Origin of the sequence: Meiothermus sp. (assembly GCF_025056915.1) — a bacterium.
Classification (GTDB): Bacteria; Deinococcota; Deinococci; order Deinococcales; family Thermaceae; genus Meiothermus.
Window position 1 is genome coordinate 12,536 of record NZ_JANWVH010000033.1, and the last position, 16,491, is coordinate 29,026.

At 61.7% G+C, this 16,491-nt stretch carries 14 protein-coding genes; 4 read left to right on the forward strand and 10 right to left on the reverse strand.

The window, feature by feature from the left end; translation table 11 throughout:
• Window positions 1–407 precede the first annotated feature (407 nt).
• Entirely contained in the window at window positions 408–3,698 is a 3,291-nt protein-coding gene (ileS, locus tag NZN28_RS07155) for an isoleucine--tRNA ligase (RefSeq protein ID WP_295396632.1), read from the forward strand.
• A 379-nt stretch (window positions 3,699–4,077) separates the two neighbouring features.
• Here ileS and NZN28_RS07160 read toward each other — a convergent pair whose 3' ends face one another.
• Window positions 4,078–4,821, reverse strand: a complete 744-nt coding sequence (locus NZN28_RS07160) for a hypothetical protein (protein WP_295396635.1) — start codon at window positions 4,819–4,821, stop codon at window positions 4,078–4,080.
• A gap of 132 nt (window positions 4,822–4,953) precedes the next feature.
• On the opposite strand from NZN28_RS07160, the gene NZN28_RS07165 reads away from it, so the two are divergent.
• Genes NZN28_RS07165 through NZN28_RS07175 form a run of 3 tightly spaced genes read left to right on the forward strand, consistent with a single transcriptional unit; the run spans window position 4,954 to window position 7,408 of the window.
• Window positions 4,954–5,997 carry a Xaa-Pro peptidase family protein gene (locus NZN28_RS07165; RefSeq protein ID WP_295396638.1) on the forward strand — a complete coding sequence of 348 codons (1,044 nt, stop codon included), beginning with the start codon at window positions 4,954–4,956 and terminating at the stop codon, window positions 5,995–5,997.
• Window positions 5,994–6,611, forward strand: a complete 618-nt coding sequence (locus NZN28_RS07170; RefSeq protein WP_295396641.1) for a septal ring lytic transglycosylase RlpA family protein — start codon at window positions 5,994–5,996, stop codon at window positions 6,609–6,611. The genes NZN28_RS07165 and NZN28_RS07170 overlap by 4 nt, the downstream gene beginning before the upstream one ends.
• Before the next feature lie 14 nt (window positions 6,612–6,625).
• On the forward strand, window positions 6,626–7,408 hold the full coding sequence (locus NZN28_RS07175; protein ID WP_295396642.1) for a deoxyribonuclease IV: 783 nt from the start codon (window positions 6,626–6,628) through the stop codon (window positions 7,406–7,408).
• A 340-nt stretch (window positions 7,409–7,748) separates the two neighbouring features.
• Here the strand turns inward: NZN28_RS07175 and NZN28_RS07180 are convergent, their stop codons facing one another.
• The 9 genes from NZN28_RS07180 to NZN28_RS07220 all read right to left on the reverse strand — a co-directional run bounded on the left by NZN28_RS07180 (window position 7,749) and on the right by NZN28_RS07220 (window position 16,247).
• Window positions 7,749–8,396: a site-2 protease family protein gene (locus tag NZN28_RS07180; RefSeq protein ID WP_295396674.1), complete on the reverse strand. Its 648-nt coding sequence runs from the start codon at window positions 8,394–8,396 to the stop codon at window positions 7,749–7,751.
• Between the two features lie 6 nt (window positions 8,397–8,402).
• Window positions 8,403–9,029: a site-2 protease family protein gene (locus tag NZN28_RS07185; RefSeq protein ID WP_295396645.1), complete on the reverse strand. Its 627-nt coding sequence runs from the start codon at window positions 9,027–9,029 to the stop codon at window positions 8,403–8,405.
• A gap of 147 nt (window positions 9,030–9,176) precedes the next feature.
• Window positions 9,177–10,520 carry an acetyl-CoA carboxylase biotin carboxylase subunit gene (gene accC / locus NZN28_RS07190; protein ID WP_295396648.1) on the reverse strand — a complete coding sequence of 448 codons (1,344 nt, stop codon included), beginning with the start codon at window positions 10,518–10,520 and terminating at the stop codon, window positions 9,177–9,179.
• A 51-nt stretch (window positions 10,521–10,571) separates the two neighbouring features.
• The gene (gene accB, locus NZN28_RS07195; protein ID WP_295396650.1) at window positions 10,572–11,081 is read right to left on the reverse strand and encodes an acetyl-CoA carboxylase biotin carboxyl carrier protein; all 510 of its coding nucleotides are present in this window, start codon (window positions 11,079–11,081) and stop codon (window positions 10,572–10,574) included.
• 199 nt (window positions 11,082–11,280) lie between these two features.
• Window positions 11,281–11,835, reverse strand: a complete 555-nt coding sequence (gene efp / locus NZN28_RS07200; protein WP_295396653.1) for an elongation factor P — start codon at window positions 11,833–11,835, stop codon at window positions 11,281–11,283.
• Between the two features lie 291 nt (window positions 11,836–12,126).
• The gene (locus NZN28_RS07205) at window positions 12,127–12,570 is read right to left on the reverse strand and encodes a universal stress protein (RefSeq protein ID WP_295396656.1); all 444 of its coding nucleotides are present in this window, start codon (window positions 12,568–12,570) and stop codon (window positions 12,127–12,129) included.
• A gap of 622 nt (window positions 12,571–13,192) precedes the next feature.
• The gene (gene phoU, locus NZN28_RS07210) at window positions 13,193–13,855 is read right to left on the reverse strand and encodes a phosphate signaling complex protein PhoU (protein ID WP_295396659.1); all 663 of its coding nucleotides are present in this window, start codon (window positions 13,853–13,855) and stop codon (window positions 13,193–13,195) included.
• A gap of 22 nt (window positions 13,856–13,877) precedes the next feature.
• Window positions 13,878–15,290, reverse strand: a complete 1,413-nt coding sequence (locus tag NZN28_RS07215; protein WP_295396662.1) for an ATP-binding protein — start codon at window positions 15,288–15,290, stop codon at window positions 13,878–13,880.
• 12 nt (window positions 15,291–15,302) lie between these two features.
• Complete coding sequence (locus NZN28_RS07220) at window positions 15,303–16,247, reverse strand: DNA double-strand break repair nuclease NurA (RefSeq protein WP_295396664.1); 945 nt, start codon at window positions 16,245–16,247, stop codon at window positions 15,303–15,305.
• Window positions 16,248–16,491 lie beyond the last annotated feature (244 nt).

A 16,491-nucleotide genomic window follows, 5' to 3' on the forward strand; every position in this document is an offset into this window, starting at 1 on the left:
GCAGCTTGCTACCATTCAGGTTAGCCGGTTGCCAGCAGTGAAATATAGCACATGCTGCATCCGGTGTAAAGAGCCGGGGACGAGTACGTCTTCAGCGACCATCCAGCGAGCCTGGGACGGTGCAAGCCAGGCGGCAACCTGAGGGCTGAAAATCACCCCGTGCAGGCTGGGAAGAACGAGCCCTGCTCCAGTAGACCCCAGCGGGTGCGCCCGAAACAGCGCGTTCGAGCGCCCGGGTTGAGGCAGCAAAGATTGCGTTTTTGGCTCAGCTCGGGAAGTGCGGTGGTAACGCGGGAACACTCGAGCCGAGCGTCTCGTCCGCACCTGAGGAACCCCAAGGTCGCAGGTCGGGCGTTTTTTATGTCCCGAACCCCAGCCTCGAACGGTTCCTCAGAAAGGAACCAGCCATGGTGGAGGAAAAAAAGCTTTTTGAAGAGGTGTCCGAGACCAACTTTCCCAAGCTGGAAGAAGCGGTGCTTGCGTTCTGGCGGGAGCGACAGATTTTTGCCAAGTCCGACCAGAAGCCAGCACCAAAGGGTGAGTTTGTCTTCTACGAAGGCCCCCCCACGGCCAACGGCAAGCCAGCCATGCACCACGTGCTGGCCCGCAGTTTCAAAGACATTTTTCCGCGCTACAAGACCATGCGGGGCTTCCATGTGACCCGCAAGGGCGGCTGGGATACCCACGGGCTGCCAGTGGAAATCGCCGTGGAGAAAAAGCTGGGCGTGCTGGGCCGCAAGACCCTGAACAAAGAGCAGATCGCCGAGTTCACCAAGCAGTGCCGCGAGTGGGTGTTCGCCAATATCGAGGACTGGAACTACTTCACCGAGCGCATGGGCATGTGGGTGGATCTCGAGGATGCCTACATCACCTACCACAACAACTACATCGAGTCGGTCTGGAACCTCTTGAAGCGCATGTGGGATCGCGGCATGGTGGTGCAGGACTACAAGGTGGTGCCGCTGTCGCCGCGCATTTCCACCACCCTCTCGCAAAACGAAATCGCCGATGGCTACCGCGAGGTGGACGACCCCAGCGTGTACGTGCGCTTCCCCCTCAAGCTGGAGACCACCCCGCTGGCCGTGCGGGAAAAGCTCCAGGCCCAAGGCGTGGGGCTGGAGGCGCTAACCAACCTGGCCGTGCTGGTCTGGACCACCACCCCCTGGACGCTGCCCTCCAACACCATGGCGGCGGTCAACCCCGACATGGACTACGTGGTGGTGCGCTCGCCCTCGGCGGGGCCTTTGGTGCTGGCCGCCGAGGCAGTGGCGCGGCTGGAGGACTTGCACAAGGAGCGGCTCGAGGTGGTGGCGCACCTGAAGGGCCGCGATATGGAGTGGTGGGAGTACACCCCCCCCTTCCCCGAGGTGTGCGTGGAGCTGGGGGTGGTGAAAGCGCAGGGCGAGAAGCGCCCGGACGGAAGGCCAGTGATGCACTTCGTGGCCCTGGCCGAGTTTGTGAGCGCCGAGGACGGCTCCGGCGTGGCCCACGAGGCCCCGGTCTACGGAGCCGAGGACCTCGAGCTCGCCCGCCAGTACGGCACCCCGCTCCTCTTCGGCACCAACGAGTACGGCCTTATGGTGGTCACCGAGGAGCGCGGCAAGTTCTTCAAAGAGGCCGACAAAGGGCTGATTCGCCTGATGAAGGAGCGGGGGGTGCTCTACCACGCGGGGCAGATTCGCCACCGCTACCCCTTCCACGACCGCACCGGCGACCCCATCCTCTACTTTGCCAAGCCCAGCTGGTACATCAAAACCTCGCTTTTTCGCCAGGCCCTCTACGAGAACAACGAGAAAATCAACTGGTTCCCCGAACACATCAAGCACGGGCGCTTTGGCAACTGGCTCAAAGACAACGTGGACTGGGCCATCAGCCGCGAGCGGTACTGGGGCACCCCGCTGCCCTTCTGGGTCTCAGAGGACGGCAGCGAGAAAATCTGCGTGGGCAGCGTGCGGGAGCTTTCGGAGCTGGTCGGGCGCGACCTTTCCGACCTCGACCTGCACCGCCCCTACGTAGACGAGATTACCTTCGTCAAAAACGGCAAGACCTTCCGCCGGGTGCCGGAGGTGCTGGACGTCTGGTTCGACTCCGGGGCCATGCCCTACGCCCAGTGGCACCTGTTGCTGGACGAAAAGGGCGAGCCCCTGCCCGGCACCGAGGAGAACTACCGGCGCTGGCAGCGCCACTTCCCCGCCGACTACATCTGCGAGGCCATTGACCAGACCCGGGGCTGGTTTTACTCGCTACACGCCATCTCCACCCTGCTCTACGACCAGCCCTGCTTCAAAAACGTGATTTGCCTGGGGCATCTGGTGGACGAAAAAGGCCACAAGATGTCCAAGAGCAAGGGCAACGTGGTCGAGCCGTTGCCCATGTTCGACAAGTACGGGGCCGATGCGGTGCGCTGGTATCTGTTCACCGGCTCCGAGCCGGGTGAGCAGAAGCGCTTTTCCGAACGGCTGGTGCAGGAGGCCCAGCGGGGCTTTCTGGGCACGCTCTGGAACGTGTACAGCTTCTTCGTGCTGTACGCCAACCTGGACCGGCCCGACCTGCAAAACCGCCCTGCGGTGGCAAACCGGCCCGAGATGGATCGCTGGCTGGTGGCCCGGCTACAGCAACTGGTGGAGCGGGTAACGGCCAGACTCGATGCCTACGATGCTCGAGGGGCGGGTAAGGAGCTGGAGCAGTTCGTGGAGGAGCTTTCCAACTGGTACGTGCGCCGCAACCGCCGCCGCTTCTGGAAAAACGACGACCCCACCGACCGCGAGTCGGCCTACGCCACCCTCTGGGAGGCCCTGGTCACGCTCTCGCAGCTGGCCGCCCCCTTTACGCCCTTCGTGGCCGAGGCCCTCTGGCAGAACCTGGTGCGAAGGGTGCGGCCCGAGGCCCCGGAGTCGGTGCACCTTTCGGACTGGCCGGAGGCCGAGCGGGCCCTGGTTGACGAAACCTTGCTGGTGCAGATGGGCGCGGTGGTGAGGGTGGTGGGACTGGCCCGCAGCGCCCGCGCCATGAGCGGCATCAAGACCCGGATGCCCCTGCCACGGGTGCTAATCACCGCCCCGACCGAGGCCGAGCTGGCCGGACTGCGCCACTTTGCCGATGAAATCGCAGAGGAGCTGAACGTCAAGGAGGTGCAGGTGCTGGGCCTGGGCGAGGAGCTCCTGAGCTACCGGGTGCTGCCCAACCTGCCACTGCTGGGCAAAAAATACGGCAAACTGCTGCCCGCCATTCGGGCCGCCCTGGCCGAGCTGGATAGCCGGATGGTGGCCCAGACCCTCAAGGCCGGGCAGAACCTGAACCTCGAGCTCAGCACACCCGAAGGCACAAGGGTGAGCCTCTCTCCAGAGGAGCTTTTGCTCGAGGCCCGTTCGCCCGAGGGCTACTCGGCCCAGGAGCAGGATGGCTACCTGGCGGCTCTCGAGGTCAGGCTCGACGAGGCGCTGCTGCTGGAGGGCCTCAGCCGCGACCTGATTCGCCTGGTGCAGCAGGCCCGCAAGGAGATGGGCCTGAACGTATCGGATCGCATCCACCTGTCCTATACCGCCGAGGGCAAATACGCTGAATCGCTGCTGCGCTTTGGCCCAAGGCTCCAGGAGGAAACCCTGGCCCTCACACTTGTTCAAGCAGAGCCAGAAGGCTTCACCACCGAACTCTCCGACGAGGAAGGCAGGGTTCGGTTTGGCCTGAGCAAAGCCTGATAGGCCCCTTCACACGGGCGCTGGTGTGGGGTGGGTGGTCGGATGGAGGGTGTGTGATGCTAAGTCTCCTTCAAAGCGAGGTCTGAGGCCCGAATCGAGCCATACGCGGGGTGTCATTCCGAGCGCAGCGAGGAATCGGATGCGCTACCGTCCCCCCGCATTCACCACCCCTGAACGGCATCAGATTCCTCGTCGCACTGCGTGCTTCTCGGAATGACAGCACAAATACCAAATCTCCAAAGCGAGGCTTCAAGCCAGAAGCGGGTACACGACTGAATCAGTAGGTGGCTGGGTTGGCATCGGGCCGGGGGATTGGCGGAACTACAGATGCGCGTACCTGGCTGGGTCAGTCGTAGATGTTGGTATTACCTGGGGGCTTCTAGCGGGTGGGCTTGAAGAAATCGGCCTCGGTGAAGCTCAGGTTAATCTCGACCTCCATCAACTCGCCCCGGGCGGCCAGCACACCGTCTACGTAGTTTTCCCACTTTTGCGGCAGGCGCACCCCCTGCACGGTCTGGTAGTTGGAGAAAAAGGTAATGCTCTCCCCTACACCGGGAATGTTCAGGCGCTCGCCCAAAAGCAGGCCCTCGGCGTTGAAAAGATAGGTGCTGACCCAACCCTGGGTGCTGACGGTCAGCAGGCGGCCCGTCTGGTTGCGCAGGCTGCCCTGGGCCACACTGGCCCGCTCGCGGTTGCTGCTGCCGTATTTGAGGCCCAGCCATCCGGTGTAGAGGCTCGAGCGCAGCAGCTCCCGCTGATTGGCGGGCAAGGGGCGCAGCGAGGTCTCGCGGCTCCAAAAAAAGCTCTCCTGCGGGCTGTACTGCTGCAATGCCAGCGGGATGGGGTTGGGGCCTCCAACGCTTTGGGGGTCGTAGATTTCCAGCCGCACCCGGTTGTTGACGAAATCCACCAGCAAGAGCGTAACAATGCGGCTTTCCTCCTTGCCATCGGGGGTGTAGTAGATGTTGGTGGTGACCTCCCGGTAGGTTTTGAGGTTGGTCAGGGCCGCCCCCCCCAGCACCGTGCGGCCCCGCTCGAGCAACTGCGCGGCTTCGGGCGAGACCTGGGCTGCCGCCAGGGAGCTGTATAAAATCCACAAAAACACAAGGGCCCAACGACGCATACACCACCTCTCGGATGAACCTAACACGAGAAGGGCAAGGTTCGATGAGATATTTGTGCTTGCTTTCACGATATCAACTGCTCGTGAAAAAGTTATTAGCCAGGAGGCCCACCGGTAGGGTAAAGTTCGGGCGTGGACTTCAACCTCTTGCTAGACTCACATGATCTCGACGTGCTTTTTGTCTCCAGTCCTCACAATGTTCGCTACCTTTCGGGGTTTGTCGAGGGCAAGGATGCCAAGATTGTGATTACCCGAAGCGGGGCCACCCTCATCACCGATGGGCGGTACATGCTGGAAGCCGCAGCGCAGCGCTTTCCCTATCGAATCCTGCTAAAGCGCACGGAGATGAACCGGCTTCTCGCCGAGTTCTTCCGGGGCCGGGTCGGCATTGAGGCCGAGCACCTCAGCGTGGCCACCCTGGAGGGTTTCAAGAAGGACTTTCCCGACCTCGAGTTTGTGCCCACCACCGGCCTCATTGAAAACCTGCGCAAGCGCAAGAGTCCCCAGGAAATTGCCCACATTCGCAAGGCGGCCCAGCTCGCCGACCAGGGCTTCGAACACATCCTGCCCTACATCAAGCCTGGGGTGCGCGAGATTGATGTGGCGCTGGAGCTCGAGTTCTTCCTGCGCAAAAACGGCTCCGAAGGGCTGGCCTTCAGCACCACCGTGGCCTCAGGGGAGCGCGGGGCCAGGCCCCACGGGGGGGCCAGCGAACGGCCAATTCAAGCGGGAGAGCTGGTCACGCTGGACTTTGGCTGCGTGGTGGGCGGTTACTGCTCCGACATGACCCGCACCGTAGCGGTGGGTCGGGTTTCGCCGGAGCTGAAGAGCATCTATCAGGCCGTGCTGGAAGCCCAAACGCTTGCGCTGGAGGCCGTGGCCCCCGGAAAAAAAGGCCAGGAGCTGGATGCGCTTGCCCGCCAACACCTCGAGGGCCGGGGGTATGGCCCACACTTCACCCACGGGCTGGGGCACGGGGTGGGACTCTTCATTCACGAGGGGCCCGCGCTGGGCCAGACCTCGGAGGATGTGCTCGAGGTCGGCAACATCGTCACCATCGAGCCAGGGGTCTATATTCCCGGTCTGGGGGGTTGCCGCATCGAAGACCTGGCCCTGGTCACCGCGGAGGGGCACGAGGTTCTTTCCAGAAGCCCCAAGCACCTGATCGAGCTATGAAGCGTTGGAGCGCTTTGCTGTTGCTTTGTGGGCTGGCCTGGGGACAGGGTTATGTGGTCCAGCCAGGCGATACCCTCGAGCGCATTGCCCGGCTGTTTCAGGTGTCCGTCGCCGACCTGATGATGCGCAACGGACTGCTCGAAGACCCCTTGCCCGCAGGTCTGGAGCTGGAAATACCGGCCTCCGACTGGGACTCGATGAACCTGGAGGTGCTCCCTTTGCTCGAGCCGGAGCCTGCGGCCCCGGTCGCAGAGGCCATGCCGTGGGTCTTTATCCGCCCGCCCAGGGCTCCCGAAGCGCCCAGCCCACCCGCCGCTGCGGTTCGAGCCCAGCGGGGCTGGGCCTCCTGGTACGGGCCCCGGTTTCACGGGCGTCGAACCGCCAACGGGGAGCGTTTCAACAAGTTTCACCTGACCGCCGCCCACCGCACCCTGCCCTTCAATACCCGTGTTCGCGTGACCAACCTGCAAAATGGCCGCAGCATCGTGGTTCGAATCAACGACCGGGGCCCGTACATCCGTGGCCGAATCATAGACCTCTCCTATGCCGCCGCACGCCGCCTGGGCATGCACCGGCAAGGCATCATTCAGGTAAAGGTGGAGATCCTCGATTGAAATACGGGTTTCATATGTCCATTGCCGGCAAGCTCGGCGTCGCGGGGGCCGCCGAGGAGGCCGACCTGCTCGGCTTGAGCGCCATCCAGATTTTTGCCAAAAGCCCGCGAAGCTGGAAAACCCGCAGCCTTAAACCAGGCGAGGTTGAAGGCTTCCGCGCCCGCAAAGAGAACCTGGGGGGGCTGCCCTCGGTCATCCATGCCTCCTACCTGGTCAATCTGGCCGCGGAGGGCGAGCTTTGGGAAAAGAGCGTGTTCAGCCTGGCCGACGACCTGGCCAAAGCCCAGGCGCTCGGCATCGAGTACGTGGTGGTGCATCCGGGCTCGGGGCCTGCCGAAAAGGCCAGGGCGGGTGCCCTCCGGGCTAGGGAACTGGCCGGGCTGGGCAAGAATGGGCCCTGGTTGCTGCTCGAAAACACCGCTGGAGGGGGCGAAAAGCTGGGGGCCAGCCTGCACACCCTGGCCGAGCTAATCGAAGGGACGCCCCTGGGGGTTTGCTTCGATACCTGCCACGCTTTTGCGGCTGGCTACCGGCTGCCGGAAGCCCTGGACGAACTCGAAAAGAGCGTGGGCCTGCACCGGGTGCCGGTCATTCACCTCAACGACTCGGTGGGTGAGCGGGGCTCGCAGATTGACCACCATGCCAACCTGATGGAAGGTCAGATTGGCGACGAACTCAAGAATTTTGTGCTCGACCCCCGCCTCGAGGACAAGATTTTCATCATGGAAACCCCCCGTGGCACCCTCGAGGATGCCCACAACCTGCGGGTTTTGCGCGGTTGGCTGGGCATAGCCTGAGCAGCGTGTCTGGGCTGGGGTTGGTCTCCCGAGAGCTTCGGTGGCTCAATCCGGGCGGTTCCAGAGGCACACCCACAGCGCCCAGGCGAACCCTGCTAAACACCCTGGGTATTTGGCTCGAGGTGAATCAAGCGGTGTTGCCTGAACTTCGGGCAAACAGGCAACTTTCGGAGATTGACATGGGGGGAGTGGGTGGTCGGGGGTCGGTTGTAACACCCCCGCACCCAGCCTTGCCGCTTCTACGGCTTAAAGCGCGTTCAAACATAGAGGGACTTCCCTGCACGCATGAACGGGTAGATGTTGTGGAAAGGTGGGGATCAAAGCGGCGCGAGCCCCCCGATTACAAGCCAAACAGATTGAAAAACTGCGTGCGCACAGCGCCGAGCATGGTGCTCAGGGGTTGGCGGAACACGGTCAACAGCAAAAGCATGGCCACAATCGCATAGGTAGGATTCATCTCCAGTCGCCAGATATAAGGATGCCAGCGCAAGGGCAGAAAGCTCTGCAAAATTTTGGAGCCATCCAGGGGCGGTATGGGCAGGAGGTTAAAAACCGCGAGGGTCAGATTTATGCTGGCCGCGACCACAGCCGCCTGTATTGCAACCTCGAGCCAACCGGTTGGACTTTGCAGGTAGCCCAAATCCAGCATCGCACGCAAAAACAGCGCCAGCCCGGTCGCAATCAGCAGGTTAATCACAATACCGGCAATAGAAACCACAAAAAGCCCCACCCGGTAGCGGCGAAAGTTGGGTGGATAAATTGGCACCGGCTTGGCCCAGCCAAAGCCGACCAGCAGAATCATCAAAGAGCCGATGAGGTCGAGGTGCTTGAGGGGGTTGAGGCTCACCCGGCCCTGCTCTTTGGCTGTAGCATCACCCATCCAGAGCGCAGTGATGGCATGGCCCCATTCGTGCAGGGCCAGTGAAAGCATCAACACCAGCACCACCAGCAAGAAGGCCAGGGGGTCGCTTTGCAGCAGCGGAAGCAGGCCCATTTACAACCCGATGGCCGCAAAAAGGCTGTTGAGTAACCCGCTCAGACCGGCCCGGATGGCTGGCAGAATCCCGCTCAGGTTCAGCACCAGGAATATGAGAAAAAAGCCCACAAAGCCATAGCTTTGGAGCTGGTCCATAAAGCGCCGGGCTTCTGCACTGCCGATGGCATAGACCACCCTGGCCCCGTCCAGGGGCGGCACCGGAAACAAGAACACCGCCGCATGGCCAATCATGAGGGAGCCGGCCACCTGCAAGCCCAGGGCGATGCTCGAGGTCGCCGGGCCCACCCCTTCCAGAAGACGTCCCAGCAGGATGTAAACAAAAGCCGCCACAAAGAAGCCCAACGGCCCCATCAGCGCGGTCTGGGCGCCCTTGGGGCCAAAGAGCCGCCAGGGCACCAGCCGGGGAAAGCCAAAGCCAATCAGGGCCAGGAAAATTAGCCCCAGACCGTCCAGGTGTACCCTGGGCTCTGCGGTCAGGAAGCCATAGCGTCGGGGCTCACCATCCCTGTAGCGGTCGGCCAGATAGGCCTGAAACAGGTTGTGAACCACCAGGCCGAATGCGCCTGCGGCGAACGCGACCAGGTAGGCCAGGGGGTCTCTGCCAAGAAGCTCGAAGAAAAACATGCCAGTATCAGTTTACGGTGTTTGGAGCCAGAGGTTGCTTGTCGTCCATCGTCCGAGGGGAGCGATTGCGGCCTGCATGGCTTCCATCGCACGCGGTCGCTGGCCTACGGATGGCTCCAGCTCAAGCGCTGCAAAGCTTTTCTTGCACTATTCCGACATACGGGTCGAGACAAAGTTGGTGTAGATGGCTCCGCGCTTGTAAAAGGCGTTGTCCATTACTTTTAGATGGAAGGGTACGGTGGTCTTGACCCCAGGCCCCTCGATCACGGTCTCGGACAGTGCGCGGCGCATGCGGGCGATGGCCTCCTCCCGGTTCTCACCGTGCACGATCAGTTTGGCCACCAGCGAGTCGTAGTTGGGTGGGATGCTATAGCCTGCGTACAGGTGCGAGTCCACCCGAACCCCAGGGCCACCGGGGAAGTGCAGGGTTTCAATCTTGCCGATGCTGGGACGGAAGTCTTTTTCGTAGTCTTCGGCGTTAAGGCGACACTCGATGGCGTGCCCTTTCAGCTCAATATCGCTCTGTTGCAGCGTAAAGGGCTCCCCGGCGGCAATCTTGATCTGGAGCTTAACCAGGTCGAGGCCAGAAATCATCTCGGAAACGCAGTGCTCAACCTGGATGCGGGTGTTCATCTCCATGAAATAGTAGTTGCCGTCGGGGTCCACGATGAACTCGAGCGTTCCCGCACCCTGGTAGTTGACGTATTTGGCCAGGCGCACCCCCGCGGCCAGAATCTCCTGGCGCAGCGACTCCTCGAGCCGGCTGGGGGCCTCCTCGATGAGCTTCTGGTTGCGGCGCTGAATCGAGCAGTCACGCTCGCCTACGTGAACCACATGGCCCTTGCCATCCCCCATCACCTGCACTTCGACATGGCGGAATAGCTCAATGTACTTTTCCAGAATTAGTGAGGGGTCGGAGAAATAGTTTTGCGCCTCCACCTGAGCCTGGGCAAAGGCTGTTTTCATCTCCTCGGAGGAGCGCACCACCTTCTGGCCCCGGCCCCCACCCCCGGCGCTGGCCTTGAGCAGCACCGGATAGCCAATTTTTTCAGCCGCCTCGAGGGCCTCCTCCACCGACTGCAACACCCCCGTACCCGGAACGGTGGGCACGTTGGACTTGGCTGCAATTTCCCGCCCACCCGCTTTGGAGCCCAGGCTGTGCATGGACTCTGGAGTGGGGCCAATGAACACAATCCCATGGTCACGGCACATCTCGGCAAACTGGGGGTTTTCGGCCAGAAAACCATAGCCCGGGTGAATGGCTTCGGCCCCTGAGATAATCGCCGCAGATAACAGATTGGGGATGTTCAGGTAGCTCTGCGCCGAAGGGGGCGGCCCGATGCAGATGGCCTCATCGGCCAGCAAAACCGGCAACGACTGGCTATCGGCCTCGCTGTGGGCCACCACCACCTTCACGCCGAGTTCCCGTGCCGCCCTGAGCACCCGCAGGGCAATTTCACCTCGGTTGGCAACCATTATTTTTTTGAACATAGGGCCATCTCCAGGCTGGCTACAAGCTCATTGCTGCGTTGGGCTGCCAGCTTATGCAGGCTCAATCAAGAAGAGGGTTTGGCCGTACTCGATGGGCTCGCCGTTGGAGACCAGGATTTTGCGCACCACGCCCGAAACTTCGCTCTCGATTTCGTTCATGAGCTTCATGGCCTCGATGATGCACAGCACCTGGCCCTTCTTGACGGTATCGCCCTCCTTGACGAACGGTTCGGCATCCGGTGAGGGGGCTCGGTAAAAAGTGCCCACAATGGGGGCTTTGACCTCGGTGTACTTGCTGGTGTCTTCTTTGGGGGTTTCGACCTTGGGAGCCGGGGCCGCCGGGGTGGGGGCTGGCGCTGCTGCCGGCAGAGAAGGCGCGGGTTGCGCTGTCGGAGCCGCCGTTGTCGCAGGTTGAACCACCACCGGCGCAGGGGCCGCCACATACTGCACCTCGCCTCCACGTTTGACCGTCAGTTTGTAATCGGGGGTCTCGAGGGTCAGCTCGAACACCTCGTGTTCCTGCACCGCTTGGAGGATGGACTTGAGTTCCTTTGCATTCATGACTGCCTCCGAAAAAGCACCGAGCTATAGTTTCATAGACTGCCTATAGAAGTATAAGCCTCCGCAGTTGTTTTTAGCCCCCATGGCCAGGCTCCGTTTCAGCCTGAACCGATAAAAAACCCCTACCGACCAGGAAGGGGTTGGTCACGGGCCAGAGAATGCCCGTTGGAATCGAACGCAGCCGGATGCGGGTTGCGGCTTAGGCGCGGCCCAGGTACTCCCCGGTGCGGGTGTCAACCCGGATGATCTCGCCGCTCTCCACAAATAGCGGCACCTGCACCACCGCTCCTGTTTCCAGGGTAGCTGGCTTGCTCCCGCCAGAGACGGTATCGCCGCGCACGCCGGGCGGCGTCTCGATAATTTTGAGTTCCACCGAAGCGGGCAGGGTAATGTCCAGGGGACGGCCATTGTACATGGCGCCCTGCACCGTCATGCCCTCTTTGAGGAACTTGGTGGCCTCGGAAATATCCCTTGGCACATGGAATTGCTCGTAGGTTTCCAGATCCATGAAAACCAGTTCCTCGCCCTCCGGGTATAGGTATTGGAGGTCTTTGGTTTCCACGTAGATATCCTCGAGCTTCTCCCCTGAGTTGAACGAACGCTCGACCGTTGCGCCGGTCTCGAGGTTCTTGAACTTGGCCACCACTTTGGCGCCGCCGCGTCCGATTTTCTGGTGCTGGTATTCCACGCACTGCCAGAGTGCGCCGTCCATCTTGACTTTGGTTCCATTGCGCAGGTCGGTAACGCTAATCATCTGTCCTCCTCGTACCCAAACCAAGAGTGTACAGGATGAAGGGGGCAAAGAAAAGGTGAAGCAACGTATGAGCGACCATGTTTTGCGCCAGATGACGTTATTCGGGTTATAGGAGGCTGTACAGGAGAAGGCCCTAGGTACTTCGAGTGCTCTTCACCAATCATGAGCCATTCGACTCAGAAAAAGCATTCTCCGGGACAAAACAATGGCTGACTGAATGGGCGGCCATGTGTGCTGTGTGCGATAACAAGAATAGGCTGACTTGAAGGGGCCAGGGCACTCTGGCAAAAACTAGCCTGCGGCACCCCGGACGACCAGCACAGGCGTAGAGCAGTTGTGCAAGACTTTATCGGTCACGCTGCCCATCATCACGCGATCAATGCCCTTGCGTCCGTGCGTTGCCATCACGACCAGATCGTGATCCTGTGCGGCCTCCAGAATCGCAGGCACAGGGTGCTCCTCGACAATCACCGTACGGGTTCGCACCCCCTTGGATTGAGCCTTGGCACAAATGCGGCTCAAAACTTTCTGGGCCGTGGCCTTGTGGTCATTCATCAGTTGCTCAAAATATTCAGGGGGCTGGGTGGCGTAGCTCTTGAAAGGTTCGTAGGGGTTTTCAATCGCATAAAGTATCGTCACTTCACCGCCGGACATTTTGGCAAGATCCAGTCCTTGCTCGAGGGCATCCTGGCCAAACTCGCTGCCATCTGTGGGGATCAGGATTTTCTTAAACATGCCAACCTCCCGAGGGCGCAAAGCTCAGTGCAGCACAAGACTTTCGCTCTGCTCCTTACCCTAAACCCTCAACCCAGGGGCTTGTGTCCCTCGAAATGTATGTGCAACTGCCTGACCAGGATTCAAAAGGGCTTGTCAAGCGACATCGGCTCGAACCAGGAGGCGCTAACCAGCGAAGCGATGGTCGAAGCTGGCAGGATGGTTTGTTCAAAATTGAATCCGTGAAGGCTTTGAGAAAGCTTTGTCCTACACCGACCTTTGGCCGCATGAATGGGCGGCCACTTGTCCGAGGAGCAAAGAAAGGGCTGTTCTCAGGATAAACGACCCAGCTCGCTTACTTTCTTGAATCCTGGAGCAGTCCCCATCCTGCGGCGGTAGCGTGCTTCGCTATAAGAATAACCTTGGTCGGATTAGTCCGTACACCGCTCGGCGACCAAGCAAACGAATGCAGTACGGGTGGGCCAAGCAGGGCCTCTATCGCGCTCTTCACAGACGTGGCCGCCCACGAAAACGTGAATGCGTCTGGGCCGAGACGCATGTTTTCGAGTTTCCAGGCGGCCACGGTTCTGTTCAGAACCGGGCTTTCTCGAACTCGAAGGGCTGATAATATGCGAGGAGCGCTCTAGAATACGTCCTCGGGCTTTTTCTCCATCTTGCCGGTGAGCCAGTAAAGGATGCGCTCGGAGATGTTCTCGAGGTGGTCTCCCAGGCGCTCGTAGCTCCGGGCTACCCGACCCAGGGTGAGGGCCTTGGTGATGGTGCGGGGGTCTTCCATCATGTAGGTCAGGAGCTCGCGCGAGACCTCTTCGTACAGGCCATCTATCTCGTCGTCGCGCCGGAAAACCTCCTTGGCGGCCTCTGTGTCTCGCTCGGCCATCGCCTTGGACACCAGGTCGAGCATCAGGGTCAGGCGGCGGCCCATATCGGGCAGGGTGATGTAGTTTTTGAGCGGGGGCTCCTTGGCCAGCACAATCACATCCTCGGCCACGTGGGCCGCGTAGTCGGCGGCACGCTCGAGGTCGGTGAGGGCCTTGATGATGGTAAAGGCAAAGCGCAGGTCCGAGGCCACCAGGCCCTGCCGGGCCATGAGCGCGATGGTCTGGGCCTCGATGTCCAGCTCCAGGGCATCCACTTCGGCATCCTGGGCGATAATTTCCTGGGCCAGCCGAGGGTCTTGCTCGCTGAGCGCCTTGGCGCTTTTTTCCACCATCTCGCGCACCACGGAAATCATGCGGATGGTCTGTTCGGTCAGGTGATTGAGTTCACGGTCCAGGGTCTCACGCATAGCCATTCTCCATATCTCCAGTCTAAACCGGTGTGTGGTTCTCCGAACGCTTCAGGGTAGTTCCCCTGTGTAGTGGAAACGTCAGGCCAAAAGCGTTGCCATTCTCCAGGGCCCGCCCATAGGCCGTACCCCCCCAGCCTGCCGCCAGCCGACGCACCAGAGCCAGCCCCAGGCCCGTGCCCCGCACGTTGGCGGCATGCACCCCCCGCTGTCCGGCCAGGAAGAGCCGCTCGAAGTCTTCCAGAGGTTGGCCCTGGTTACGCACCTCGAGCCACACCCCCTCGGCGTTCTGCCCGCTTTGCACCACAATCTCGGAACCGGTGCCATACTTCAGGGCATTGTCGAGCAGGTTCAGCAGGGCCTGGTAAACCGCGTCGGGGTTGGCCCGGACGGTGTGGGGAATCTGCCACTGAATCCAGGCCGATTTTTCCGCCAGCTGGGGGGCTAAAAAGCGCTCGAGGCGGCCTTGCAGCTCTTCCAGCTCAAACGTGCGCTCCTGGGAGGGGCGGCGGGTCAGGGGCAGGTCTTCGACCAGGCGGCGCAGGCGCTCGGTGACCTGGTCAATCAGGAAGCCCAGGTTGCTCATGGCCCCCCGGTCGGTAAACAAAAAGGGCAGCAGACCCTCCCGGCAGAACTGCACCAGGTCCCAGTGATAGGCGCTGGCGTCGGGGCGGCTTACATCGGCCAGGATGTCCCCGGGTGTTTTGCGGGGTGGGGCCAGAAAGGCCACACTCTGGAAGGCCTGGGCCGGCAGCGCCAGCTTCTCGTAGGCTTCCCTGGCTTCGTCGTTCAGGCCGCTGTTGTCTTTGTCCAGGTAGAACAGGTCTTCGCCCTTCACGTTGAAGATCAGGGCCTTGGTGTTGGCCTTCTGGCGGTTGGCGGGCGACTGGAACAGGCTGTGGAGCAGGAAGGTTGCGTAACTGGTCTTGGCCGCTACCCCCGAAACGCCCGAGATGTTGACATGCCCGCCCTTGAAGCCATTGAGAAACTCAAAGTTGATGTAGGCCACCTCACCGTTCTTGAGGAGGCCCACCGGGAGCCTTTGGTCTTGCATGCGGTCGTAGTAGAGCGCCAGGCCCAGGGCCTCTTGCTGGGCCAGGAACACCGGCGAGCCGGGGTCGGGGGGGAGGTATTCCTCGGGTACCAGCCGGGTCACCTGCACGTGCGCGGCGTAGGAAAGGCTCACCGGCAACAGATCGCGCCGGGCCAGGAAGACGTCGGTGTCGAACTGCGCGCCCTCGTAGAGCTTGATGACCTGATCCACCATACCGTAGTAGCGGACGTTGCCGTTTGGGTCGCCTTTGCGCGGATCCGGGTGGCGAAACTCCACATAGACCAGGTCGTCCAGGCGCAAATACTGCCCTTCCTCCACCGCCACCCAAAAATCCAGGGCCCCCGCTTCGCGGCTGCCCAGCACCATGCCAACCTGTCTCACGCCTGCCTCCCACTATGTCAACAATGCCTGTATGATTCTACGCCGGATCACCTCGGCCTGGCCCATGTACCGGCCCAGCCACTGCTCAAGCCCCCCAATGGGAATCAGGTTCTGCGGGGCGCGGGGGTCACGGGCGGGCGAGGAGGCCAGGGCGCAAAAAAGGCTGACCGATAAATCGGCGAGCTGGCTGGCCTCGGCTGGCTCAGAGGTCGGGCTTTCCACCCGCAAAAGCGCGGCTGCGCCGTAGAAGGGCGCACTGGGTTCCAGCGGCAGGCGCACATACCAGGAAAAGACGTCCAGCGGGCGGCGCAGCGCATACCCCGGAATGGAGAAGATGGGGGTTCGCTGGTGGGGCATCAGCCGGTGCAGCAGGGCCTGTTCCTCCGGCCCCAGATAGGTTGCGGCCTGGGTCTTGGTGTAGCCCAGGATTCGCTCGGGCGCTTGGTAGGGCTCTTCTCCAGGGAATATCTGCCCGTCCACAATGACCAGGCCCCCCTCGAGTTCGTTGACCAGGCGGGCCTCCAGCCGCCGCATGACCTCGGTCACCCTGGCCCGCAGGCTGGCCGGGTCGGATTTTGGGACCCGGATGGGGCGGTAGTGGCCGAGGCCTGGGGGCAGGGGCTCCTCGAGGTCGGCACTGTGCAACAAAATATGCTGCCTCAGGGGCTCCCCCACCACCCGAATGCCGGCCCCGTCGCGCAGCACCGCCCCGGCCACAACGGTCGCGAGCAGCGCCCGGCGCCCGCTCGAGTCGGCAATCTGGGCATCAACCCGCTGGCGACCGTCCACCAGATACACAATCGGCCAGTTCTCGGGTTCGACCCTGGCGGGGGTGCGGGCACGCCAGTCGCCCTCGTAGTGGGTTTTGATGTCCTCGAGGCCGCTCGCTTGGTCATCTGCCTCCGCCCGTTCCGGCAGGGCATACTCCGGGTTCCACGTTTCGAGTCGCCACGGCATGGGGCAAGTATACCGCGTTTTATGTTTTGGGACAACTCAAAACAACTTTTTCGTAGTAAGCGTATTCACTTCAGGCGGGTGAGGATTTCCTGGGCCTCCTTGAAGTCGGGCCGGAGTTTGAGGGCTTGCTCGCACTGGGCCTTGGGGCCGGGGGGGTGGGGGCGGGGGGGGGTGGGGCGGGGGCGGCGGGGGGGGGGAGCGGGGGTGGGGGGGACAGGGGGCCCCCCCCAGAGGGGGGGGCGAC